Genomic DNA, 23,021 nt, shown 5'->3' with positions numbered 1-23,021 from the left:
TGACCCTCCGCTATCGCGAGCAAGCTCGCTCCCACAGGAGAATGGCAGTGGACCTGGGTCTTCCATCCAACCTAAAACCAGTGTGGGAGCGAGCTTGCTCGCGAAGGTGTCGGCACATCCAACATCACCGCCAACTGACTCTCCGCTTTCGCGAGCAGGCTCGCTCCCACAAGGGGACTGCGGGTGTTCAGCAGTCGAGCAGGCATACCCTCTGACACCCATCACCTCCTGCGATACCTCGGATTGTGGAAAGCGATTTCAGCGCTGATAGTCAATTCGATAGTCTCGTCGTTGATCCGGCATTTCGGTCGGAACTTCATGAGTCTGCGGCATTGAGTCGATAGCGCTGCAGAGCCCGTCGGTGCGCCATGCAATGTCAGCCCGATTGAAATAAGAATAATTAGGAGAGCGTGATGATTGCAGCAGTCAATAAGGTCCTGGTAATCGGAGGCGGGTTCTCCGGTATGACCGCGGCTATCCAGCTCGCCCGCCAGGGCGTCGAAGTGGACCTGGTCGAGATCGATCCTCTGTGGTGTCCCCTGGGGGCCGGTATTACGCTCAGCGGGCCGACGTTGCGAGCGCTTGATACGGTCGGGATTCTTGAACGAGTGGCCGCAGAAGGGTATCTATCGACCAATTTCGATGTGTTTTCACCGGTTGGCGAACTGATCGTGCAGTTGGCGCTTCGACCGCCGGTCAGCGATAAACCGATTCCCTGTGGGGGTGGCATCCTGCGCCCGGTGCTGGCTCGCATTTTTGCCGACAAGACGCGGGAAGTGGGCACCCACGTGCGCCTGGGCATAACGTTTGACAGCATCATCGAGCATGCCGATGGCGTTGAAGTGTCTTTCACTGACGGCACCTCCGGGCGCTACGATCTGGTCATCGCCGCCGACGGTGTGCATTCGCGGATGCGAAAGGAGTTTTTCCCGGAGGCGCCCTCGCCAAAACCCATTCACCAGAGTGTCTGGCGCGCGGTGTTGCAGCGTCCGCAGGAAATCGTACGGCCCAGTCATTGGCTGGGGCGCACCAAGGTCGGCGTCAATCCGATTTCTGAAACGCATATGTACATGTTCCTCATGGAAAACCGCGAGTTTTCCGAGTGGATCGATCCGGCCAGTTGGCCAGGCGAAATGGCGCGTCTGCTGGGTGAGTTTCCCGCCCCGATCCTGCAAACGCTTGTGCCGCAACTGTTCGAGCCGGGTGCCAATATCGACTACCGCCCGCTGGCCAATCTGTTGGTGCCGTTGCCATGGCATAAGGGTCGCGTCGTGATGATTGGGGACACGGTGCATGCCACCACGCCCCATCTGGCTTCCGGGGCCGGGATTGGCATCGAGAGTGCCATCGTGCTTGCTGAAGAACTGTTCGCCGACAGCGATCTACAGGCTGCCCTGAGCCGGTTCGAAGCGCGGCGTTGGGAGCGTTGCCAACTGGTGGTCGAGAACTCTGCACGGCTGTGCGAGATAGAAAAAAGTGCGGGTGACAAGGATGAGCATGCCCAGATCATGCGAGAGTCCACTGCTACGTTGGCTGAACCTATCTGAGTGATTCAGCCCCTTCGGCTGGATGCCCTTGAATCACTTCAGCATCCAGTTCGAAGAAGGGCAGTGGACTTGATGCAGTTAATTAGCTCATTAAATGTTTACTGGCCCAGATCGAAAATGACGATCTCCTTGACGTATACGAAAAAAGATTCGGACGGTAGCAAGACCCCTACGTCAGACAGCTGCTGGAACAGTGCTCGCTGATACTGACGAAAAACAGAAAGATCGGCTTCATTTTCAAACCACAGGCTGGAAGTGCCTTCGTATACCGCGATGTCTGGCCCGAAATAGGACGTCACTCGGTCGCCCTCGGGGAGGTATCTGGAGCGAGCGTGCCGACGTAGCACCTTTTGGAAGTCCGGGTATTGATTGGCAACTGTGTCGTGAGCTGAATCCCAGGCGGTGAAAAAGGCCTCCAGTTGCACCGTTGGGTTCTTCTTCAGGAAGACGATCGCCTTCCATTTTGAGGGGGCGGCACCGGTATTGGAAATCTCGACTTCATCCATCAGCTGAGCGGCCTGTTTAGACAGGTCGGCGAAGTTTTTTGCATCAGGCCCAACAGTTTGTTGGGTATAGGGATCACTGAAGGTGTGAATCAAACCTGACATGTCATCAAAAAATAATTCGGTGACGGAGTCCCGGTGAAATGTTTGTGTGTAGGTGTTATCAGCGTCAACGCCGAAAGCTGAGTCGATGACATGATTTTGCACGTATCGTTTGACGCCTAAGGGTTTAGCCCGGGCGATTTCTCCATGCTGGTGTTCTATATAGTTCAAGAACTCAGCATGCGTCATGCCGGGTTTGCGGCGTACGGCAGCTAGCATTTTAATCATGGGGCGCTCGCGTCTGGTTGGGGTTGATGACATTGGTCTTATCTTTCTAAACATCGAATGCGCTTTTGCAGGCGGTATTCACCATGGTGATGTTTTAGAAACAAGATAAGACCAACGTTGTCCTCCAAACCAATCAGGGTTTCTGCTAGCAGGTATCACGTAAGAACATGCTTGATGCGTCTTTACCTGGCTGAGGCCTCTGCCAATGCTGTGCGGATAAGCCCGGCGCCTTCCTCTGCCGGACCCGTCCGGCGAAAAACATATTGCTAAGGCTGGACTTCGGTCTTGGTGGAGACAATTTTGCCGTAGTTTTCTGCTGACGGTGTCTCATGGACCACCAGCATACGTTCTTTGCGACATTTGAACTTCACCCCTTTGCGCGGCGCCATGACTCTGGCCGTCTCCATGCACATTGCCTTGGAAGCAAAGGTTGGCCCTGGTTGTCGTTCATCGACGCAGCCTTCGAAGCCACTGCAGATCGTCATCACAACAAAATAAACAGTCATCATCTCGGAGTTGCTCCATTGAGTGATGCGATTGATTACTTCCTGTAGTCCAGGTCGGCGGCCTAAACATTTTGCGGGGGTTGCTTGCGGATGATGAGCTTCGATTTGAACCCCCAGCAATGGCACATTGGTACCGTGCGTCGGGAAACCGTCACTGTATTAATTTATTTTTATTTGCTCGGTTTTTATGCCAATAAGTTGGCGTCATGCGGGCTGAAATGGACGCTTTGAGGAGCCGTTCGGGATAGCCTGCAGGCACCGATATTCGGGCGTTAAAAAGGAAAAGGGTGGGATAAAGGAAAATGCCGCTCAGTTAAGAAGCGAACCCTGTGGAACGGGCTCGCTCCCGCCGGAAATTCCCTTTACCCACAAAGAACCTGATGGCAGCAGAACCGACTATCCTTTCGGAACACTGCATTCTTGGCAAAAAGGGATGTCATGCCAGACATTGATCGCGCCACCGGCCCCGGACACGGCATCACATGCGGTGATCGAACCTGTTCGATTGGGCCCAGGTTTCCAAGATCCTCGTTACTCCGGATGGCTTCAATAACGGTTTCCTGTCTTTTCATGGCAACTTGCGCATACAGCCAGGACCTGCCAACCGCAGCGGGGCTCGAAAACACCAGGGTCACGGTGATGCAAGCGCAGGACGTCGTTGCCAGGGCCACCCTTGGCGCCGTGCGCTGGAGCGGCCCGGTATCCGGCCCGCAAGCCCAGCGGGGCAAGAGCGTCGCGCTTGTCGCAGAAGATTTGCGTAACGGAGGCATTGTCGGTGTCGCGCAGGGCGCCCGGGAGGCCGCCAATGCATTGGGCTGGACGCTGAAGATATACGATGGTGCCGGCTCATCGGCCGGGCGCGCAAAGGCGTTCTCCGATGCCCTGGCAGCGAAGCCCGACGGCCTTATCCTGTGTGGCTCCGATGCCCTTGAGAACAAGGCGGCGCTGCTGCTCTTCGCCAACAAGGAGGTACCGGTGGTTGGCTGGCACGCCGGGGCAAGCCCGGGGCCGATTGACGGCACGCCGGTGGCGATGAACGTCACGACCGACCCGCTTGAAGTGGCGCGCCTCACGGCCATGGCGGCAGTGGCGCAGTCCAATGGACGCGCCGGCGTGGTCATCCTGACCGACTCCAAGTACAGCATCGCCATGGCGAAAGCCAAGGCCATGGAAGACGTCATTCGGGCCTGTCATGAATGTACGTTGCTGGAGGTGCGCGATGTGGCGATCTCCGAAAGTGGCGAGAAGATGCCGGCGATCACCAAAGAATTGCTTCAGCGTTATGGCAAACGCTGGACCCATACGTTGGCCATCAACGACATCTATTTCGACTACTCGATTGCCTCGCTGACCAGCGCCGCCATACCGAGTGACGGCATCAGTCTGTTGTCTGCCGGTGACGGCAGCGCTTCGGCTTTCTTGCGCATACAGGCAAAAACCTACCAGACCGTGACTGTGGCCGAGCCGCTCAACCAGCATGGCTGGCAAGTGATGGATGAATTGAACCGGTTGTTTGCAGGTCAGCCAGTGAGCGGCTTCGTCGCGCCGATTCATTTGGTCAATAACGACAATATCGCCTTCGATGGCGGGAAAAAATTCCAGTACGATCCTGACAATGGCTATCGAGATATCTATCGCCACCAATGGAATCCCTGACGTTGGACATGACTTCCCGGTTTGGACGCCAGCTATTGCCCCAATCGCTGCGCGCACAATTCACCCTGGCGTTCCTGACGCTGGCGCTGCTGATCCTGGCAGGCGGTGCTACGGCGGTCTACGCGCTGCGCACCTCAAACAGCGCTACTCGACAGCTGACGGATGAACGACTGGTCCGCATGCAAAACGGGCAAGACATGGTGCAGCGCACCTTGCTGATCGAACGACAGACCGACCAGCTTCTGACAACCCGTTCCCCGGACATCTTGCGTTCAAGCTATGCGACGACCGTCGAACAGCTTGAAGCCCTCGATCAACTGGTGCAGCAACTGACTGCCGCAAACAGTGGCGTGGCGATACTCGACATGCATCAGTCGAGTCAGATGTTCCGCAATACCGCCAACATCGTTGCGCAACTGCGAGAAAGCCTGCTGCAAACCGAGGTCACCTTCGCGCAGGCCCTGGAGAATCGCACCGCCCGATTAACGGCGACCAAGACCCGGGCCAATCTGGAACTGGCGGTGCTGCTTTTCGATCTGCCGCAGGCGGTTGACAGTGAGGCCGTTAAACGGCTGCGGGCCCGATATGAGCGCCTGCCAGGCACCGCAGGCGCGTTATCCGACGCGGATGTGCAGACGCCGGATCTCTTCTCCCTGCGCCAGACGCTCATCAATCAACATGACGTCCTGCAGCGCTTCAACGAGCAACTCAAGAATGAGGCCGGGGTCCTGGTCGCGGTCGCCCGTACGCAATCGAACGCCTACACCCAAGACTATCGTGAAGCTGTACAGCGCCTGGTCGAGGCCTCGAATCGCAGCCAGCAATGGGTATTGATCATGTTGGGCGCCAGCCTGGTGTTCGCCTGGTTCGTGACCCGGGTTTTCATGGGCCGCCATGTGCTCGTGCGCCTGAATGAAATTAGCCGGCAATTGCGTCAGGAACACACGGACAAAACGCATTTGATGATGGCCGACCATGGGAAGGACGAGATCGGCAACATGGCGCGGGCGGTGAATCAATTTTTCGAAGACCGACTTCAACTGGAGAAAAAAACCGCTCAATTGAGCATCGCTACAGAGCGGCTCGCCGTGCAAAACGATCGATTGGAACAAGAAGCGATCATCCGCACCGGACAAGGTCATGTCCTGGAACTGATCGCCAGGAGCACCGAGCTTGCAGAAGTCCTCGATAGCCTGGCGCACCTGGTCGAGTCCCAACTGGAGGGCATGAAGGTCTCCATCCTGCTGCTGGATGAGGAGGGCAAACACCTGCTGCACGGGACTGCACCTAGTTTGCCGAAAGCCTATAGCCAGCTCATCGACGGAATTGAAATCGGTCCGAGCGTCGGTTCATGTGGCACCTCGGCCTATCGACGAGAGCCGGTCATCGTCACGGACATCGAGCAGGATCCGCTGTGGGAAGCGTACCGTTCACTCGTTGCGCCCTATGGGTTTCGCGCCTGCTGGTCGACGCCGATCCTGTCCCATGAGCGAAAGGTCTTGGGTACGTTTGCCTTGTATGCCAACACCGTACGCAGCCCCACCGCGGCCGAGACGCAACTGATCGACATGGCGACACCGCTTGCCGGCATTGCGATAGAACGCCAACTGACCGAAAAGCGCATTCGCTTTATGGGCGACCATGACGCCCTGACCGGGCTGCCGAATCGCACGCTGCTCGAAGACCGCCTCAAGCAGGCGATGCTATATGCCCAGCGCTACGACCGGCTGGTGACAGTGGTGTTTCTCGACCTGGACAAATTCAAACTGGTGAATGACAGCCTTGGGCACAGCGCCGGGGACGAACTGCTGAAAACCGTCGCCCAGCGCATGCAGGGGTGTGTACGGCGTACCGACACCGTCGTGCGACTGGGTGGCGACGAGTTTGTGATCATCCTGTTCGACCAGCCCTCGGACCTGGACGGCGTGACACCCGTCCTGCACAAAATCCAGGAAGCCATCCTGCGGCCGATTCAACTGAGCGGCCATACGCTCCACGTCACCTGCAGCATGGGACTGGCCACTTACCCTGCCGACGGCACTGATACCGACACGTTGCTCAGCAATGCGGACGCCGCCATGTACCGGGCCAAGGAGCTGGGACGCAACAGCTTCCAGTTCTATACGAGCGAGATGAATAACAAGGTCCAAGGCAAGCTCGCCATGCAAGACGGGTTGCGAAGCGCACTCAACAATGACGAGTTCCTGCTGTTGTACCAGCCACAGGTGGATTTGCAGTCAGGCCAGATCATCGGCGTGGAGGCATTGATCCGCTGGCAGCATCCCGAGCTCGGCATGGTCTCTCCCGTCAAATTCATATCCCAGGCCGAAGAGACCGGGTTGATCGTGCCCATCGGCGACTGGGTGATCCATACCGCCTGCAGACAGAACAAGGCGTGGCAGGATGCCGGCTGGCCGCCGATCACCATGTCGGTGAACATCTCGGCTCGCCAGTTCGTCGAAAGGGACCTGATCGACCGGATCATGCATGCCTTGCAGGAATCCGCGCTGGACCCGATGTACTTTGAGCTGGAGCTGACCGAAAGCCTGATCATGCAAGATCTTCAGCAAGCCATCAGCAAAATGAAGGCCCTGCAAGCCATGGGGATCAGCCTATCGATCGACGACTTCGGCACCGGCTATTCCAGTCTCGCCGCATTGAAAAGCTTCCCGATCGCGAGGCTCAAGATCGATCAGTCTTTCGTGCGTGATCTACCCAACAACGAGAACGACAAAGCCATTGCCACAGCTGTGATTTCGTTGGGGCACAAGCTGAACCTCAAGGTCATTGCCGAAGGTGTCGAAACCGAGGAGCAGCAAACCTTCCTGCGTGAAAACGGCTGCGATGAAATCCAGGGGCACTTTTTCAGCAAGGCGGTCAGTGCGGAGGAAATCAGCCGGTTACTGCGTACGTCCGGAGTGTCTGAACCAAGTCGCCTTGCCAGTCCAGGTTCGGTCAGGCAAAAAAAACGCGATGTAAAACGCCCGAGCGGTCCAATGTCCGGGCATTGATGACTCTGCCTTTCTGTATTTCCGGGGGAGAGGGTATCACCGGATCTCAGGAAGCATCCTGCTCATAGCTGCAACCCACGTAGAGATCGCTGGCCTTGTCTTCCGTGGAGACCACTCGCAGGGTAGCGCCGTTACCGAGGCTGCGCTGATAGTCAACGTAGCCGTCGGTATCCAGGGTCTTTTTCAATTTCAGGGTGCTGGCGAGCTTCTCTGCATCGGCCTTCGGGCTGCTGCTTTTGGCCTGGAGAAAGAAGCTGAAGCGGTCGGTCATCACCAGGGTGGTCGACGACACGCCGTGCACCGTCAACGCCGGGGTGGCTTGCCAGGCGCCACCGCCCCACGGGCTGTGCGCTTCATCCTTGGAGAGCGTCAGTTGCTCGGCATCAACCAGGTCGTTGAACTCGCCCACCTGCTGCGCATTGGCCTGGCACTGCGCCAGGGCCTTGAACAAATCGCTGTGGCTCGAGCCAGCGGCCGAAACAGCAAAGGTGGACAGGCACCCGGCCAGGGCGACGAGACCAAGAGAGATTTTCATGCCGACATCCTTGTTTCAGTTGAATAACAGGTGATGGATACCCGAGGTCAATGGCTGCAGGCTTCGGGAATGAACGTGCTGCCCGGCTGTACACGGGCCTGCGCTGCAGGTGGGGAGCTTGCCATTGCTGACTTGAATATGCCATCAGGTTATCCCTGAGGATGGACTGTCGTAGAAACCATTTTTGTGCTCATTTCTGGCACCGGTAAGTCGGCGAGATAACGGTCGGCACGACCAGCCCACAGGCCACCGCAGCACTGACGGCCTGCTGGCGGCTTACCGACCCCAGCTTGCGTCGGGCATTGAGCAGGTGGAAGTCGATGGTGCGTTCGGAGCAGGTCAGGATGTGGCTGATCTCCCAGGTGGTCTTGCCTTCGCTGGCCCAGTACAGGCAGTCCATTTCCTTGGGCGTCAGGTCCTGGCGCGGTTGGGCAGGCCGTTGCAATTGATGTCGTATCCCGGCGAGCAGGTAGGGGATGAGCATGAACAGTTGATAGACGGCGGGGTTGGAAAAACCCTTCTGTTCGGTGTTCTGTGTGTCGTCGAAGGCCACGCTCAAGGTTCCCCTGAGCATTTCGTAGCGCAGCGGGATGCTCACGCCGCTGCGCAGGCCGTGTTGCTCGCGTTGCTCCCAGAAGTGCCGGGAGCGTCCCCGGGCGCGCCGTCGCTCGCTGTCCCAGAAAAGCGGCACCAGCTCGCGTCGACAGTGCCTGAGTATCGGGTCGATCTCGATCAACCCGTCACAACGGTAGTGTTCCAGCCAGCGTTTGGGAAAGGTGGTGATGAGGCCGGCCAGAGGATCGGTATCCCTCGGCGCTGCCGGCCCCAGGCTGATGAGGTAGCTGCCGAAGCCGAGTTGGCGCAGCACTTTGTTCAGCAGGCGCTCCCAATCGCAACGGTTGGCATCCTTGGCGAGGCTCGTGAAGGCGGTCAGCGTAGCGGCACGCTCTGCCTGGGTCCGGCTGCAGGCGGGGGAGTGGTGTTTGTCCATAAACGGATCGCTCTAGTTGTCGCAGGAATGAAGCAGTCGCAGTACGGGAAAGAAGGGGCGCATGGCTCGAATGTCGATCAGTCAGGTGGCAGAACCTGTGGGAGCTTAACTGATTGGCGTTGGCGCATGCCCCTTCCGGGTGGATCACTTGTGCACGTGACACCGGATGAAACTGCGGAACAGGTCCAGGCCGTTTTCGGTGAGGATGCTTTCAGGGTGGAACTGCACGCCCTCCACCGGCAGGTGGCGATGGCGCACACCCATGACATAGCCGTCGTCCGTGGATCTGGACGTGATCTCCAGGCAGTCGGGTAACGGCTGCTCGCTGATCATCAGCGAGTGGTAGCGGGTCGCCCGAATCGCATGTGCCTGGGTGTGGTCATAGACGCCCTTGCCGTCGTTCTCGATGGTGCTCACCTTGCCGTGCATCACGTGCGGGGCCCGGCAAACCTGGGCACCGAAGGCCAGGCCGATGGCCTGGTGACCCAGGCACACCCCCAACAGCGGCAGGCGCCCCTGAAAGTGCTTGATCACTTCGATGTAGCCCACATCGGCCGGATGCCCAGGCCCAGGGCCCAGCACGCAGAAATCCGGCGAGAACGCTTCAATGCGCTGGATGAGGTCCGGTACGTCGTGACGCTCGACGTGGGTTTCCAGCCCCAGTTGTTCCAGGTATTGGCTGATGATGAAGACGAAGCTGTCATAGGCGTCGATCAAGAATACTTTCACAGTGCGATCTCCTGGCCGGTCACTGCCCGATAGACGGACCCCATCTTGTACAGCGTCTCTTTCCACTCAAGCTCTGGCACCGAATCGGCCACCACTCCGGCGGATGCACGCAAGTGGTACGTACCCTCGTCGAAGACCGTCGAGCGAATGCACAACGCGGTGTTGACGCTGCCATCGAAACCGACCAGGCCAAGGGCTCCGGCATAAATGCCCCGGCGGTTGCTTTCCATCCCTTCGATCAGCTCCATCGCCCTGACTTTGGGGGCGCCGGACATGGTGCCCGCGGGGAACGAGGCCTTGATCACGTCGTAGGCATCCAGGCCCGGGCGCAGCAAGCCGCGAACGTTCGACACCATGTGGTAGAGGTGCGAGTACTCTTCCACGAGCATGAACTCATCGACCTCCAGCGAGCCGGCCTGGCACACGCGACCGATATCGTTGCGACACAGGTCGATGAGCATCAGGTGTTCGGCGCGCTCCTTTTCGGAGCGGGTCAGCTCCAGGACCAACTGAGTCGGATCGACGCCAGGCTTCTTGCCCACGGTGCCGGCGATCGGGCGCATCTCGATCAAGTCATCCTTGATCCTGACGAACAGCTCCGGACTGGCGCCGATCAGGTCGATGCCGCCTACGTGGGCCAGGTACATGTAGGGGGAAGGGTTGCGCAGGCGCAGGTTCTGGTACACATCGAACGGTGAAACCTGTGAGCGGATGCGAATCTCATGGCCGAGCTGGATCTGGTAGACGTCGCCGGCGCGGATGTGCTCCATCGCCACTTCGACACGCTCGACGAATTGCTCCGGGGTCACCGTGCGCTCTTCCTCGAAGCCCTCGGGGTACGGTAGCGGAGCCAGCGCCTCGGCGGCCGGGGTTGTGCTCAGGAAGGGGTAGTCCTCCAACGTACGGGGCGCCCAGAGTTCGTGGTTGTTGATCAGGGTTTCGACGATGCCATTGCTGTGGAAATAAACCAGCGTCTGATAGACCGACAGGGCAATGAGCGGGTAGTCGTAGGTCTGCTTGGCCAGATCGGGAAGTCGCTCGATCAGGCGAACGCAGTCGTAGGCGAAATAGCCGAAGAAGGCCAGGCTGGAAGGGGCATTTGACGCAGGCTGGAACGTTGCCTGGATCACCCGGAGCAGGTTCCACGCCGCCTCGCTGTCGGGCAGATGGATCTTGTGTTCCTGGTCGACCTGCATGCCCGCTTGCCGCAGGCTGGCGGACAAATGTTCACACAGGGCGGCGCAGCCTCGCAGTTGGGCCTGGCCCTCATTGATACACACTTCGAAAAGCGGTTCGAGCCCGACGATCGTCGCCCGGCGATCACGGCTTGGGCCGGACAGTGATTCAAGAATGAAAACAGACTCGCGACCCAGTTGTTCCAGTGCATTTGCATATATGCCAAGTGCATCCGTAGGTCGACGTTCTTCGCGGCGAAGAACATTCACGCCAATTAGATTTTTATTCACGGTTAATACCATATTCAAGGTGTAACGATTCAGGCGCTCGATTAAGAGAGCGCCACGGGAATATAAAGCGCGCAGGCACTTTAAATACGTGTTGACGGATATTCTGAATAGACGGGGCGGACGCTGTTCATGTCGCGCGCACTAAAAAGCTTGCAATGGATTGCAGCCAATTGTTGCGCAGGGCACAAGGCGCGAGCGCCTTCGATTTCAGAGGGGAAAGATCAGGACGTTGCTGGCAGGCAGCAGACAGGCTCCGGTCTTCGCTAGATTAGCGACGCCAGATATTGCTTTTGAAGATGGCCAGAATGGCCCGGGAACAGCTGTCGGGATAGCTGTGGGAGGAACTGATAGCAGAAAGGTGATAGTACATTTTTAGACATCCCAGTCTTGGCTAAGCACTGCGGGAATAATTGGCAGTGCGGCGAAATTACCAGCGTGCCCTGGGGCTGTCAACTGCTGAGGGGATATTAATATTTCATTCATTTCTGAATGTCGACGAGGCGAAGAGCTATCCCTACGCGTATGTAACCGCGCGTGCTTTTAACAAGAAACTCGTGCGCGCACAACTGCGAGATAGCGCAGCTGGGTATTTGTAAGTTCTGTTACTAACGTAGCGGCCGTTGAGTTCCAGTAACCCATCAAACCTGAGCGGCTGAAATGAAAGAGCATTTAGAGACATTCAAGAAGCGGTACGATCCGATTCATCATGCCTATTGGACCGACGTCCTCAGCGACACCGAGCTGGCGGCCTGGCACCAGGCACAGTTGCGGGAAGTGGTCGGCCACGTGAAGCGGTCCTCGCCGTTCTATTCCAGGCACCTTGCCCAGGTCGACGAGCGCTCGCTGACCTTGGATGACCTCGCCACCTTGCCCTTCACGACCAAGGATGATCTGCGCGAAGCAGGCTTCGACATCTTGTCCGGCCCGCTGGAAGACAGCATCTTCTATTACGAGACCACGGGGACCACCGGGCCCGCCACACCATGCCCGCGGGACCGCAAGGAGAGCTACGCGAGCAATCGCCAACTGGCCATGGCCTACCAGGCCGTGATCGAAAAGCATTTCCCGGGCGAAAAGACCGTGGTCGGCATCATGGGACCTACCGAGGTCCATTCCTTCGGTGACACCCTGGGCGATGTCTGCACCCAGCTCGACCTGTGCAACGCCAAGATCTGGCCGCACTCACCGGTGATCGGTTGGCCCAAGGCACTGCAACTGCTCAAGGACCTGCGGATCGGCGTGCTCGCATCGGCGCCGGGGTTGCTGCTGGCCATGGCCAAGGAAGCCGAGCGCCAAGGCTTGAACCCACGCGAGGACTTCGCCCTGCGCGCGTTCATGATGAGCGGCGAGCTGTGCACCCCTGCATTGAAGAACAACCTCTACAGCCTGTGGGGCGCGCAGGCCTACAACAGCCTGTATGGCTCCCAGGAAGCGATGATCATCGCGGCCTGCAACGCCAACGACCAGTTGGTGCCGCATCGCCTCAACTACATCATCGAGGTACTCGATCCCAAGTCCGGGGAAAGCCTGGGCTGCACCGGCGACGGTGAGTTGTGCGTGACCATGCTGATCCCCGGCAGCAAGCCGCTGATTCGCTACCGCACGGGTGACCTGGTCTCGATCCAGTCGCGCCCCGGCTATCCGCAATCGATGCGCCAGACCGTCAAGGTCGTCGGTCGGGTGAAGGATGCCGTGCAACTGAACGATCGCGCCTTCTCGGCCGCACAGATCGAGCAGGCGCTGCTTGAAGGCGTCGAACAATGCCTTGGCTACCAGATCATCCTCAGTCGCGCCAATGATCGCGACACCGTCATCGCCAAGCTGGAAATGTCGCGCTTCTTCGAAGGCGATCGTGGACGCCTGGTGCTGCTGATCAAGGAGCGCCTGCGCGAACGGCTGGGGGTCGATGCCACGGTCATGGTGGTGGGCGATCTGGCCGAGCATGTGAACCTTGGCAGTTGGTTCAGCTGGAAAGAAGCGCGCATCGTCGATCAGCGTCAAGGCCAGTGAGGTCAGCGATGAGCCTGTCTGTTCGCGTGATCGACCACGCCAATGAACTGTTCGAGTCCGTCCGGCAACTCAGGAGTCGCTACCTGGGGACCAATCCGGCACGGGAGGATGACTTCGAGCGCAGGGAGCAGGTGCGCGACGCCTTGTCCTATCACCTGGTCTACCTGGACAAGGACGAAGTGGTCGGGACGTTGCGCGTCACGCCGCTGGGTCATGGCCTGAGCTTCGTCGAACGAGCGGTCGACGTGCAGGCCTATTTCGAACAATCGACGGATGCCTTCGATGCCAATCGCCTGGTGCTGGACGAGCGATACCGCGGCGGTCGGCACCTGCGCATGTTTCTCCTGCAAGCGGCCATTTGGCTGAAAGCCAACACCCACCTGCGATTCATCTCGGCACTGTGCCGCGGCCAATTGGCTGCGCTCTATGTCGGCCTGGGCGGGCGCGTGCTGGTGGATGACGTTACCTGGACCGGGGAACAGGTCGAGCGGCGCTACAGCCTCGTGTATCTGGAACTCGAAAGTGTTTACCTCAATGTTAAAGGAGCCAATTGAAATGCAAGCATTCTTCAAGGAACTCGACGCTATCGTCGACGCGGGCTGGGCCCAGATCAAGCAGGGCGCCTACTGGAAATTCAGCCTGGACAACCCAACGCCGCCAGCCCTCTACCAACAGCTCATGCTGCAGGTCTACCACTACACCCGCTACAACTCGGTGAACCAGGCCGCCTGCGCCTTCAGTGCCGATCCAGAGGAAACGACGCTGTTGCGCTTCGTCTACAAGCACGCCCTGGAAGAGTTGGGCCACGAGCGCATGGTGTTGCGCGACCTGGAGTCGGTCGGGTTGCTGCCGCAAGCCATGCCGGCGCCCCTGGCGCCGACCCAGGCACTGATCGCCTTTCTCAACGATGTGGCCATCCGCAAGGGGCCGATCGCTCGCCTGGGCTACAGCTACTGGGCCGAGGACGTCTACGAGCACATCCAACCGATCCTGGAGCGGTTCCGCGCCGACCTGGGCTTGAAGGATGAGCAGATGACCTTCTTCGTCGCCCACTCGACCATCGACGAGAAGCACGCCGAGGAAGTGCGTATGGCGATGCAGCGTGCGGTGAAGACCGAAGAAGATCGTCGTCAGATCAAGGAAGTGGCACGCGTCACGCTGTGGTTGACCGGGCAGTTGATGGAAGAGGCTTTGCGCGCCTACCTGGCTGGCGAAGAAGGGTTGCGGGAGGCGTCCTGAATCATGAATCTGACCATCATTGTCGGGTCAAGCCGACCTTGTGGTGTCAGTGCACGGGTGGTGGCGCTGGTGCGCCGCCACCTGGGCGAGGAGGTCGCGGTCGATGACATCTGGCTCAAGGATTACCGGATCGACTACTGCGACGCCGACAACGCCTGCTCCGACCAGGACTGCCAAGTGCAGGACGACGTCGGGCAGTTGGTGGCGCGGCTGGACCGCGCCGATGCGGTGCTCTATCTCCCCGTCATGCATGCCTACGGCACCAACAGTCGCTTCCAGGCGTTTCTGGAGCGAGTCGGCTATGGCTTCCTGCGGCCGCGGGAGCGTCCGCTGCGCGACAAGCTCGCGGCGATTGCGGTCGTCGGCCGACGCTATGGACACACGGCGGTTTTCTCCCAGGTCGCGCTGAATGTGCTGCTCAACAAAATGATTCTGGTCGGCTCGGGATTTCCGCCGTGCTTCCAGACCCAACTGGCCCACGATCCTGAAGCGGAAGAGGCCCTGCGCGAGACATTGGACCGGCTCTGTGAGCATCACTGTCGACTTAACCCCCCAGCCCTTGCGACAGGCAAGCCGGAAAGAATCCTGCGGCCCATTCAATTTCAGAAGGGATAACTGTCATGCCATTGAAAGATTCATTGCTCGCGTTACTGGTCGCGTTTCTCTGGGGCGCGCAGGTCACTGCAGTGAAAATCGGCGGCGCCGAGTTGCCGCCTATCCTCATGGTCGCCATGCGCTACGCGATCATGGCGCTGTTTCTCCTGCCGCTGCTCAAGCGCGTCAAGCGTGAACAGTTCGCGTCCGTGGCCCTGGTCGCCACGATTACCGGGACCTTGCATTTCGGTTTGCTGTATTGCGGTATCGCCCGGGTAGACGCCTCTACCTCGGCGATCATCTATCAACTGGCGGCGCCGTTTACCCTTGTCCTGGCATTCGCGTTATTGGGGGAAGTGCTCAAGCTGCGACTCCTGGCAGGCATCCTGCTGGCGTTCGCCGGTGTCCTGGTGCTGCTTGCCACGCCATCGGCTGGCGGGACGTTCATCGGCATGTTGTTGGTGGCGCTGGCGGCCTTGGCATTCGCTGCCGGGTCAGTGTTGACCAAGCGTCTCGGGCCCCTGGATCCGCTGGCCTTGAGTGCCTGGACGGCGGTCATCGCCGCACCGCAACTGTTGTTGTGGTCGTTCGTCCAGGAAGGCGAGCAATGGACACGCGTCTACACGGCCAGCGCCCAGGCGTGGTGGGCGGTGCTCTACACCGCGCTCAGTGGTGGCCTGCTGGGGTTCGGCCTGTGGTTCTGGTTGCTCGGCCGCAACTCGATGCAGCAACTGAGTCCGTACCTGCTCCTGGTGCCGGTGTTCGCGATCGCTGTCAGCCAGGTCATGCTTGCCGAAGGTTTCAGCCAGCGCCTGGTGATCGGCGCCGTGTTGACGCTGTCAGGCGTGGCGCTATGCCAACTGCGCCTGCCGGCAAGATTCTCCCTCAAGGCGGCTAACAAAGGAGAAGGAGTGGTGGATGAACCGCGTTGATCGACTGTTGCTCGGCACCTTGCGCCTGGTCCACCGCTGGCAGTTCGGTTTGATGCTGCGCTGGCACAGCGGTGCGCATGGACGCTTGGCTTATCTGCAAAGCCCCGCACGGCAACAGCGGACGACGCTGGTCATGCTCCATGGCTTGGGCGCCAGCAAGGATCAGTGGGGCCCTGCGATGCTGGGTATGGCGCGCCATCACCCTTGCGTTTTCGTCGACTTGCCGGGGCATGGCCAATCCGTGTACGAGGCGGGTGCCGGCTTTGGACCCCAGGCAATGCTGGCGGAGCTCGAAGGCTTGCTGGAAACGCTCGTCGAGGGCCCCTTCGTGCTGGTTGGCAGCTCTTTGGGTGGGTGCGTGGCCGGCCTGTACGCCGCCAAACACCCGCAGCGTGTCAGTCACTTGGTCTTGCTGGCGCCTGCCGGTCTGGGCGAGCAAGCGCTAGGCCCCACATTGAAAGCCAGCCTGCAAGGGGCGGGAACGGTGTTTGGCTATCGTACGGTCGAGGAGATGAAGCGCTTCTGGAGCCTGGTGTTCAAGGCGCCGCCCGAGGTAGGAGGGCGCTTGGCCCAGGCCATGGCGGCCAGCGGCAGGTCGAGGTTTGCCGCGGTGCAGCGGGTCGTCGAGGATTTCCGTCGTGAAGGCCTGGACGTGCTGCTCGAACGGTTGCCACAGATTGCTGCCAAGACGCTGGTGATCTGGGGGCGGCATGACCAGGTGTTCCTGCCGGCGACCCTGGAGAACCTGCTCCAGCAACTGCCCGATGCACGCGGCGAGTTCATCGAGGACTGCGGGCATGTGCCTTATCTTGAACGGGGCGCTGATGTGGTGGCGGCCATTACACGGTTCATTGCGACGTCCAGGGTTTAGCAGGATTCGATCAAAGCCTGGCCGCCAAAGTCCCCTTTCTGACCTCCCATAGCCTCAACAGCCGGGTACCGCTGCCGTAACGTGCATCTGACTGCGCACGCGGAGGGAGCGTCTTGATGAATCGTAGGACCTTTATGCTCGGCACCGCCGGAGTGGGTGCATTGATGGTCGGGGCGGGGGCGCTGTTGCGTCCGAGCGATCGGGGCAGCCCTTACAACGAGTACTTCCGCGCGTTGAACCAGGAGCTGAAGCGCCATGGGCCGATGCGGCCCGTGATGCTGATTGACCTGGACCTGCTCGATCACAATATCAATGTGGTCAAGCAGTCCGTCACCCGCGCCGGTAAACATTTGCGCCTGGTGGAGAAGTCCCTGCCATCACCGGGACTGCTGGCGTACATCGCCAAACGTACCGATACCCGGCGGCTGATGTCGTTTCATCAGCCGTTTCTCAATCACGATGCCGTGACCTTTCCCGAGGCAGACATCTTGCTCGGCAAGCCTTTACCGGTACGCTCGGCCGAGGTGTTTTACCAAACCCACAAGGGCGCCTTCGACCCTTCCAGGCAACTGCAATGGCTGCTCGATACCCCCCGGCGGCTGATGGATTACCTGGCATTGGCGCAAGGCCTGGGCACCCGGTTGCGGATCAATATCGAGCTGGATGTCGGCCTGCACCGCGGCGGAGTCGCTGACCACGCGGTGCTCGGCGAGATGCTGACGCTGATCGGTGCCCATCCGCAGCAGCTCGAATTTTCAGGCTTCATGGGGTATGACCCGTTTGTCGGCATGGGCGTGCCCAGGGTCCTCGGTTCGTCCCAGGCGTTGTTCGACAAGGTGATGGTCATTTACAACGGCCATGTGAATTACCTGCGTGAACACTTCCCTGCGCTTTGGCACGAAGGGCTCACGCTCAATACGGCCGGCAGCCCCAGCTACGGTATACATGAGCAGGAACGCTTGAGCAGCGAGGTCTCGGTGGGGACGGCGTTTCTCAAGCCGACCCATTACGACCTGCCATCGCTGGCCGAGCATGTGCCGGCGGCCTTTATCGCAACGCCCGTGCTAAAAAGCACGGGCGCCGTCAATTTCCCAGCCCTGGATGACAAGTCCCGATTGTTCTCCTGGTGGGACCCTAATCAGCGCGCGACATTTTTCCTCTACGGCGGTAACTGGATGGCCGAGTTCGAGTCACCCAAGGGCCTGCAAAGCAATGAGCTCTATGGTCGCAGCTCCAATCAGGAAATGGTCAACGGCTCCCCGGCCGTAGGGTTGAACGTGGAGGACCAGGTGTTTTTACGGCCGACCCAGACGGAGTCCGTGCTGCTGCAATTTGGTGATTTGCTGGCCGTGCGCGGCGGGAAGATTGTTGAAACCTGGCCCGTGTATTGATCGGAGCCTGAAGGCGAGCTTTTGGCTTGGCCGGGAAAGCGCCCTCAAAGACGACCCCGCAACAGAAACAGCACCAGCGCCACCAGGCAGGCCGTCGTCTGAATCCCACCCAGCGTCGTGACCGGCGCGAAGCTCAAGACCGAGGCCAGCCAGGTGGTCAGCGCAGCCGCACCCATGGAGAGAAAGCCCAGCAGTGCGGAGGCCATCCCGGCTTCCTTGCCGAAAGGCCCCATGGTGATTGCCGTGCCCAGCGGATTGGCCAGGCCCATGCCCCACAGGAACGTGATCATCGAGAGGGCATACCACCCAAGACCAGGCGCGGCTGGACCGACGAGCAGCAGGCCGCCGCCGGCCATGGCGCAGGCAATGCCCACGAGTGTGGCGATTCGGGCGCCATGACGATGCGCCAGGCGCGGAGCCGCCATGCCGGCGGCGAACACGACGAATACCGTCGCGGCGAAATACAGGCCGGTCTGCAACGAGGTCAGGCCGATACCTTGCATCAGGATGGCGGGCGCCGCCGCAAAGGAGGCGAACAGGCCGCTCATCAGCAGGCTCATTGAAAGGGCAGGGAGGATGAAGCGCCTGTCCAGCGCCAATCTGCCATAGGCGAGCACCACACTTTTGGCCGAGTGCGGCGCCCGGCGATCGGCGGGGTGGGTTTCTCCGAGGTTGCGCACGTAGAAAAAGGCCAGTACCACGGCGGCCAGTCCCACCAGGATGAAGATGGCACGCCAGCCGAGCGTGACGGACAGGACGCTGCCGGCCAGCGGCGAAAAACCCGGCGCTGCGGCAGTGGCGATCATCGTCAGCGACAAGGCGCGGGCGAGGGTCTCGCCTTCAAACAGATCCCGTGCGATGGCACGCGACAGCACCGAGGCTGCGCACACGCCCAACGCCTGGACGATGCGTCCGGCGATCAGCGCATCAAGGGTGGTGGCAAGGCCGGCGATGACGGTGCCGACCACGAACACCGAGAGGCCACCGAGCACCAGTTTCTGGCGCCCGTAGCGGTCGGCCAGTGGCCCGACCAACAACTGGCCCAAGGCGAATGTGATGAAGAAGCTGGACAGCGTCAGGCCGAGCTCGCGAGCGGTCACGCCCAGGTCTTCGCCGATATCCGCAAACGCCGGGAGAATGATGTTGGTAGACAGCATGCTGATCGCCGCCAGGCCTGCAAGCAGCGCCACGACTTTGCCGGTCAATGGTTGTGTGGAGGCGTGGGGTTGGGTACTGGCAATCGCCAATGAAGTTTGGGCTTCCATACATCCTCCGGCGTCAAAATGATGATCGTAATATTTTGCTAAATATGATGATCGTCATCTCTGGCGTCAAGCTAAATATCTGGAGGGCGCAGGTGTCGCCCTCAAAGCGGCAGCGTTCCGTTCGGGGCCGGACTGACCAGCGATGCTTGTGCCAATGAACGATTTGAACGGACGGGAAACGGGTGAGGTCTACGTTTTTCAAGCGTTGTGACAGGAACCTATCCGATGCCTTTAATGGACATTCTGCCGCTGCTCCAAGCATTGCTTCTGGCACGCGGTCCCGGCGGGCAGGAAGACGAAGTCCGGGAAATATGCCTCAGGGAGCTTGCCAGGCACTGCGATGAGGCCTTTGTCGACGAGGCCGGCAACGTCCGGGGCCTGATCAAGGCTACGGAGGGGGCTTCGCAGGCATCGCCCATCAGGGTCATGGCTCACCTTGATGAAATTGCCATGATCGTGAAGAAAGTAAGGCCTGACGGTAACCTTGAAGTCGTCGCGCTAGGCGGTGCCCAGCCCATCTGCTTTGGTGTATGTCCGGTCGACATACTCGGCGATGGCCAATGCCTTCCCGGCGTACTGTCTTACGGTTCCATGCACAACAGTGGCGGTTCTGCCCAAGGGCGGGATGTGCTGTCAGGAGCGGTGAAGTGGAGCGATGTCCATGTGATCACCCGCTGTTCCCAGGAGGAATTGGCCGATGCCGGTGTCCGGCCCGGCGTACGCGTGGTACTCAGTCGACACTGGCGTCAGCCGTTCCAGGTGAAAGACACAGTCGCTGCTCACTTCCTGGATGACCGGGCGCCATTGGCGGCAGTGATCACTACGGCGCAGCAGTTGAAAAACCAAAGGCATGCGCTCAAGCAAGACGTCTGGTTCGTCTGCACGACACTTGAGGAGGAGTCCAACGCCGGTGCGCTCTATGCCGCTGCCCGCGTGCCAGGCGACACCACGATCGCGGTCGAGGTGGGCCCGGTGCTGGAGGAATACGGAACGGTTTTATCGGCAGACCCGATCATCAATACCGGGGATCAGAAGGGCTATTACACCCGCTCTGTCGTGGACGCCCTGATCCAGGCCGCACAGCGCTCGGGATATGACCCGCAAGTAGCGCTCCTGGTTGATTTTGCCTCCGACGCGAGCGCCATCCTGAGTGCTGGCCTGGCCGCTCGGGTGGGGTGCATCGCCATTCCAACGGAAAATACCCATGGGTTTGAAATGGTGCTCCATGAGGGGATCGTTGCGTGTGCGGCGACACTCACTCAATACCTGGTACGGGGTACGTGAAAGTACTTCCTAAACGGCCGGCCGACGCATCGCCAGAATGGCCGCACCGAAGCCGATGAACGTCGAGCCGACGAGCCTGCTGATCCACACGGAAAATTCGGGCCGTTTCAGCACGCCTTTGGCCTGGGCCGCAATGGCGGCATACAGGCTCAAGGAAACCAGCGACAAGCCGGCGAATATCGACGTAAGAATCAGGAACTGCGGCAGCAGTGCGGCGCTCTGGTCGATGAACTGCGGGAACAGGGCGGTGAAGAACATCGTCGCCTTGGGGTTGGTGATGGCTGTCAGGAAGGCCGACTTGTACAGCTTTGAACGCGATGGCTTGCTGGTTTTGCCATCGGTTTGTACATCCTGCGCGAGGATCGGGCTTTTTTTGAACAGCTGCCTGGCGCCCAGGTAGAACAGATAACCCGCCCCGAGGACCTTCACGGCGTTGAACAGCCATTCGGAGCTGGCGAGCAACGCGCCCAGCCCGAGCATGGCGGCGGCCGACAAGCAGAACAGCCCGCTGGCGTTGCCCACCGACGACCACACCGCGTAACGCGGCCCGTAGGCCAGGCTGTTATTGATCGCCATCAAGGTGGCAGGTCCAGGACTGGCGATGGCGATGGCCGCGACCAGGGTAAAGGCGAGAATTGAGTGCAGTTCCATTGATCACATTCGCGACTGATTGAGAGGATGTGCATCCTACAGGAGAACCTGGGGTTGTCTGAATACAGCCGCCACAACGTTTCTATCGGTGCAGCCGCGCTAGCCTTGAGCACTGAGCCGCTGAGGCGGCTTTAATGCTACAGTCCGGCCTTTCCTGGGGGAGGGGCGCGTCATGCGGATCGTAGTAATGGCTTTTACGATGGCGCTGCTGGGCGGATGCGCCACGGCCAACGAAACCTTTGGCATGGGACAGCTCTGCGGCCTCCATCCTTACTGCGGTGCGGCGACCGATATCGAGATCATCAAGGCCTCGACGAATGACAACGACGTGTATTCACGCGCGCTGGCACCGTTTGCAGTCGTCGACCTTCCTTTCAGCATCGTCGCCGATACGCTGATCCTGCCTTATACGATTTTTCATATGAGGCCTGCCGAGGAATAGTGGAATTGCCTCGACGGCTTGAATCCCAGGCCCAAGGCGGCCGGCCGCATTAATCGCCTGCTTTCTGCCGTTTCATCCTCGTCCAATCAACACGTGCGATGGCGCAAAGCAGGACCTGTAATTGTCCTGAGCCCAGGGCAATCGCCAGTAGAATCAGCAAGATCAGCCCCCAATCAGAGGGGCTTGGGTATTGGCCGAGGATCGCCATTGAACTGAAGATGCCAAACACCGGGATCAACAGTGACAACGGCGCTACGCGTGACAGTGGGTATTCACGCAATAGCAGGTTCCATCCCCAGTAACTGAAATGCGTCGCGGCGTAGACCTGGAACGCGAGCGAAAGCAACGTCGTTGCATTGAGCTGCGAAGGGAGTGCGTTGAAGGGCACTGAGCCATGCAACAGCCACGTCAACAGCAAGAGCGGGATGGGCGCAAACAAACTGGCCCACACCACGAAAGCGAAGACCTCACGCACCTTCGATACCTTGATGACCACGTTGCCGATGCTCCACGCCATTGCGCTGCCAATGACGAGTGCGAAACCGGCCTTCGACGAGTCGCCAGGGCTGCACAGTACGATCCCTCCCAACCCTATGGCTGCAAGCAAGCTGCCAATCCTTTGAGGTTGCCCCAGGCGTTCGCCAAAGAAAAGTACACCCCAGCCCAGAGTGAAGAATGCACTGCACTGGATCAGCAGCGACGCTGTACCGGGTGGTACCCCCATGGCAATTCCCTGGTTGATCAGTGCCCACATGGCCACGCCAAAGATCAGCCCGTAGGCGGCCAGCCATCGGAAGGCAACGCGTGGACGCTCTACGAAAAATACCCAAGGCAAGGCGGCCAGCGCGAAACGCAATGCAGTCAACAGCAGCGGATCAATGCCGGCTAGTCCGAGTTTTGTCACGGGGAAATTCAAACCCCAGACGGCCGTCACCAGAATGGCGAGTAGAAGATGCTTCTTTTGCATTGTCAGTCTTTCCCCTGCGCAGAACGGAAGTGTTCGTGCGTGAAGAATATGCAAGCAATCGAGCTGGCCTGCTTTCAGTCACAGGCCAATATTCATTAGAA

Annotated in this window: 21 protein-coding genes; 12 read left to right on the top strand and 9 right to left on the bottom strand. The window is 59.5% G+C overall.

Translation table 11 applies throughout. The annotated features are described in order from the left end of the window. Window positions 1-413 precede the first annotated feature (413 nt). Entirely contained in the window at window positions 414-1,547 is a 1,134-nt protein-coding gene (locus AB4Z20_RS05415; protein WP_258690916.1) for an FAD-dependent oxidoreductase, read from the top strand. Window positions 1,548-1,645: 98 nt separating this feature from the next. On the opposite strand, the gene AB4Z20_RS05410 is transcribed toward AB4Z20_RS05415, so the two are convergent. Together AB4Z20_RS05410 and AB4Z20_RS05405 are read right to left on the bottom strand one after the other, a co-directional pair. After that, complete coding sequence (locus AB4Z20_RS05410; RefSeq protein ID WP_320390276.1) at window positions 1,646-2,380, bottom strand: EthD domain-containing protein; 735 nt, start codon at window positions 2,378-2,380, stop codon at window positions 1,646-1,648. 266 nt (window positions 2,381-2,646) lie between these two features. Beyond that, window positions 2,647-2,889: a hypothetical protein gene (locus AB4Z20_RS05405; RefSeq protein WP_442089476.1), complete on the bottom strand. Its 243-nt coding sequence runs from the start codon at window positions 2,887-2,889 to the stop codon at window positions 2,647-2,649. Window positions 2,890-3,525: 636 nt separating this feature from the next. Here AB4Z20_RS05405 and AB4Z20_RS05400 point away from each other — a divergent pair. Then, complete coding sequence (locus tag AB4Z20_RS05400; RefSeq protein ID WP_301300401.1) at window positions 3,526-4,542, top strand: substrate-binding domain-containing protein; 1,017 nt, start codon at window positions 3,526-3,528, stop codon at window positions 4,540-4,542. Further along, window positions 4,530-7,553, top strand: a complete 3,024-nt coding sequence (locus tag AB4Z20_RS05395; protein ID WP_442089475.1) for an EAL domain-containing protein — start codon at window positions 4,530-4,532, stop codon at window positions 7,551-7,553. Before AB4Z20_RS05400 ends, AB4Z20_RS05395 begins: the two co-directional genes overlap by 13 nt. 46 nt (window positions 7,554-7,599) lie before the next feature. Here the strand turns inward: AB4Z20_RS05395 and AB4Z20_RS05390 are convergent, their stop codons facing one another. The 4 genes from AB4Z20_RS05390 to AB4Z20_RS05375 form a co-directional block, all read right to left on the bottom strand. Then, window positions 7,600-8,088, bottom strand: coding sequence for a hypothetical protein (locus AB4Z20_RS05390; RefSeq protein ID WP_253473688.1), 489 nt, complete (start codon window positions 8,086-8,088; stop codon window positions 7,600-7,602). A 190-nt stretch (window positions 8,089-8,278) separates the two neighbouring features. Beyond that, window positions 8,279-9,079, bottom strand: a complete 801-nt coding sequence (locus tag AB4Z20_RS05385) for a helix-turn-helix transcriptional regulator (RefSeq protein ID WP_442089474.1) — start codon at window positions 9,077-9,079, stop codon at window positions 8,279-8,281. Window positions 9,080-9,223: 144 nt separating this feature from the next. Further along, window positions 9,224-9,808, bottom strand: a complete 585-nt coding sequence (locus AB4Z20_RS05380) for an anthranilate synthase component II (protein WP_409555368.1) — start codon at window positions 9,806-9,808, stop codon at window positions 9,224-9,226. Beyond that, the gene (locus tag AB4Z20_RS05375; protein WP_442089572.1) at window positions 9,805-11,286 is read right to left on the bottom strand and encodes an anthranilate synthase component I family protein; all 1,482 of its coding nucleotides are present in this window, start codon (window positions 11,284-11,286) and stop codon (window positions 9,805-9,807) included. The genes AB4Z20_RS05380 and AB4Z20_RS05375 overlap by 4 nt, the downstream gene beginning before the upstream one ends. Before the next feature lie 645 nt (window positions 11,287-11,931). On the opposite strand from AB4Z20_RS05375, the gene AB4Z20_RS05370 reads away from it, so the two are divergent. The 7 genes from AB4Z20_RS05370 (at window position 11,932) to AB4Z20_RS05340 (ending at window position 18,311) form a co-directional block, all read left to right on the top strand. Continuing rightward, window positions 11,932-13,284, top strand: coding sequence for a phenylacetate--CoA ligase family protein (locus AB4Z20_RS05370; protein WP_003200644.1), 1,353 nt, complete (start codon window positions 11,932-11,934; stop codon window positions 13,282-13,284). Between the two features lie 8 nt (window positions 13,285-13,292). Then, the gene (locus tag AB4Z20_RS05365; protein ID WP_214509251.1) at window positions 13,293-13,838 is read left to right on the top strand and encodes an acetyltransferase; all 546 of its coding nucleotides are present in this window, start codon (window positions 13,293-13,295) and stop codon (window positions 13,836-13,838) included. A 1-nt stretch (window position 13,839) separates the two neighbouring features. Continuing rightward, window positions 13,840-14,523, top strand: a complete 684-nt coding sequence (locus AB4Z20_RS05360) for an iron-containing redox enzyme family protein (protein WP_003200648.1) — start codon at window positions 13,840-13,842, stop codon at window positions 14,521-14,523. Between the two features lie 3 nt (window positions 14,524-14,526). After that, complete coding sequence (locus AB4Z20_RS05355; protein WP_214509253.1) at window positions 14,527-15,138, top strand: flavodoxin family protein; 612 nt, start codon at window positions 14,527-14,529, stop codon at window positions 15,136-15,138. 5 nt (window positions 15,139-15,143) lie between these two features. After that, window positions 15,144-16,049, top strand: a complete 906-nt coding sequence (locus tag AB4Z20_RS05350) for a DMT family transporter (protein WP_442089473.1) — start codon at window positions 15,144-15,146, stop codon at window positions 16,047-16,049. Beyond that, entirely contained in the window at window positions 16,036-16,920 is an 885-nt protein-coding gene (locus AB4Z20_RS05345) for an alpha/beta fold hydrolase (protein WP_442089472.1), read from the top strand. The genes AB4Z20_RS05350 and AB4Z20_RS05345 overlap by 14 nt, the downstream gene beginning before the upstream one ends. Before the next feature lie 185 nt (window positions 16,921-17,105). After that, entirely contained in the window at window positions 17,106-18,311 is a 1,206-nt protein-coding gene (locus AB4Z20_RS05340; protein WP_442089571.1) for a DSD1 family PLP-dependent enzyme, read from the top strand. Between the two features lie 44 nt (window positions 18,312-18,355). Here the strand turns inward: AB4Z20_RS05340 and AB4Z20_RS05335 are convergent, their stop codons facing one another. Next, entirely contained in the window at window positions 18,356-19,576 is a 1,221-nt protein-coding gene (locus AB4Z20_RS05335; protein WP_253473698.1) for a multidrug effflux MFS transporter, read from the bottom strand. 225 nt (window positions 19,577-19,801) lie between these two features. On the opposite strand from AB4Z20_RS05335, the gene AB4Z20_RS05330 reads away from it, so the two are divergent. After that, window positions 19,802-20,860, top strand: a complete 1,059-nt coding sequence (locus AB4Z20_RS05330) for a M28 family peptidase (RefSeq protein WP_253473700.1) — start codon at window positions 19,802-19,804, stop codon at window positions 20,858-20,860. A gap of 9 nt (window positions 20,861-20,869) precedes the next feature. Here AB4Z20_RS05330 and AB4Z20_RS05325 read toward each other — a convergent pair whose 3' ends face one another. Next, the gene (locus tag AB4Z20_RS05325) at window positions 20,870-21,511 is read right to left on the bottom strand and encodes a LysE family translocator (protein WP_214509257.1); all 642 of its coding nucleotides are present in this window, start codon (window positions 21,509-21,511) and stop codon (window positions 20,870-20,872) included. Window positions 21,512-21,683: 172 nt separating this feature from the next. Between AB4Z20_RS05325 and AB4Z20_RS05320 the strand changes: the two genes are divergently transcribed. Continuing rightward, a complete protein-coding gene (locus AB4Z20_RS05320) occupies window positions 21,684-21,953 on the top strand; it encodes a YceK/YidQ family lipoprotein (RefSeq protein ID WP_253473702.1) in 270 nt (89 codons plus the stop codon). Window positions 21,954-22,002: 49 nt separating this feature from the next. Here AB4Z20_RS05320 and AB4Z20_RS05315 read toward each other — a convergent pair whose 3' ends face one another. Continuing rightward, a complete protein-coding gene (locus tag AB4Z20_RS05315; RefSeq protein WP_442089471.1) occupies window positions 22,003-22,920 on the bottom strand; it encodes an EamA family transporter in 918 nt (305 codons plus the stop codon). Window positions 22,921-23,021 lie beyond the last annotated feature (101 nt).

Origin of the sequence: Pseudomonas sp. KB_12 (assembly GCF_052114545.1) — a bacterium.
GTDB lineage: Bacteria > Pseudomonadota > Gammaproteobacteria > Pseudomonadales > Pseudomonadaceae > Aquipseudomonas > Aquipseudomonas brassicacearum.
The sequence above is the reverse complement of the archived record's forward strand: the minus strand, read 5'-3'. Positions and strand labels throughout refer to the sequence as shown.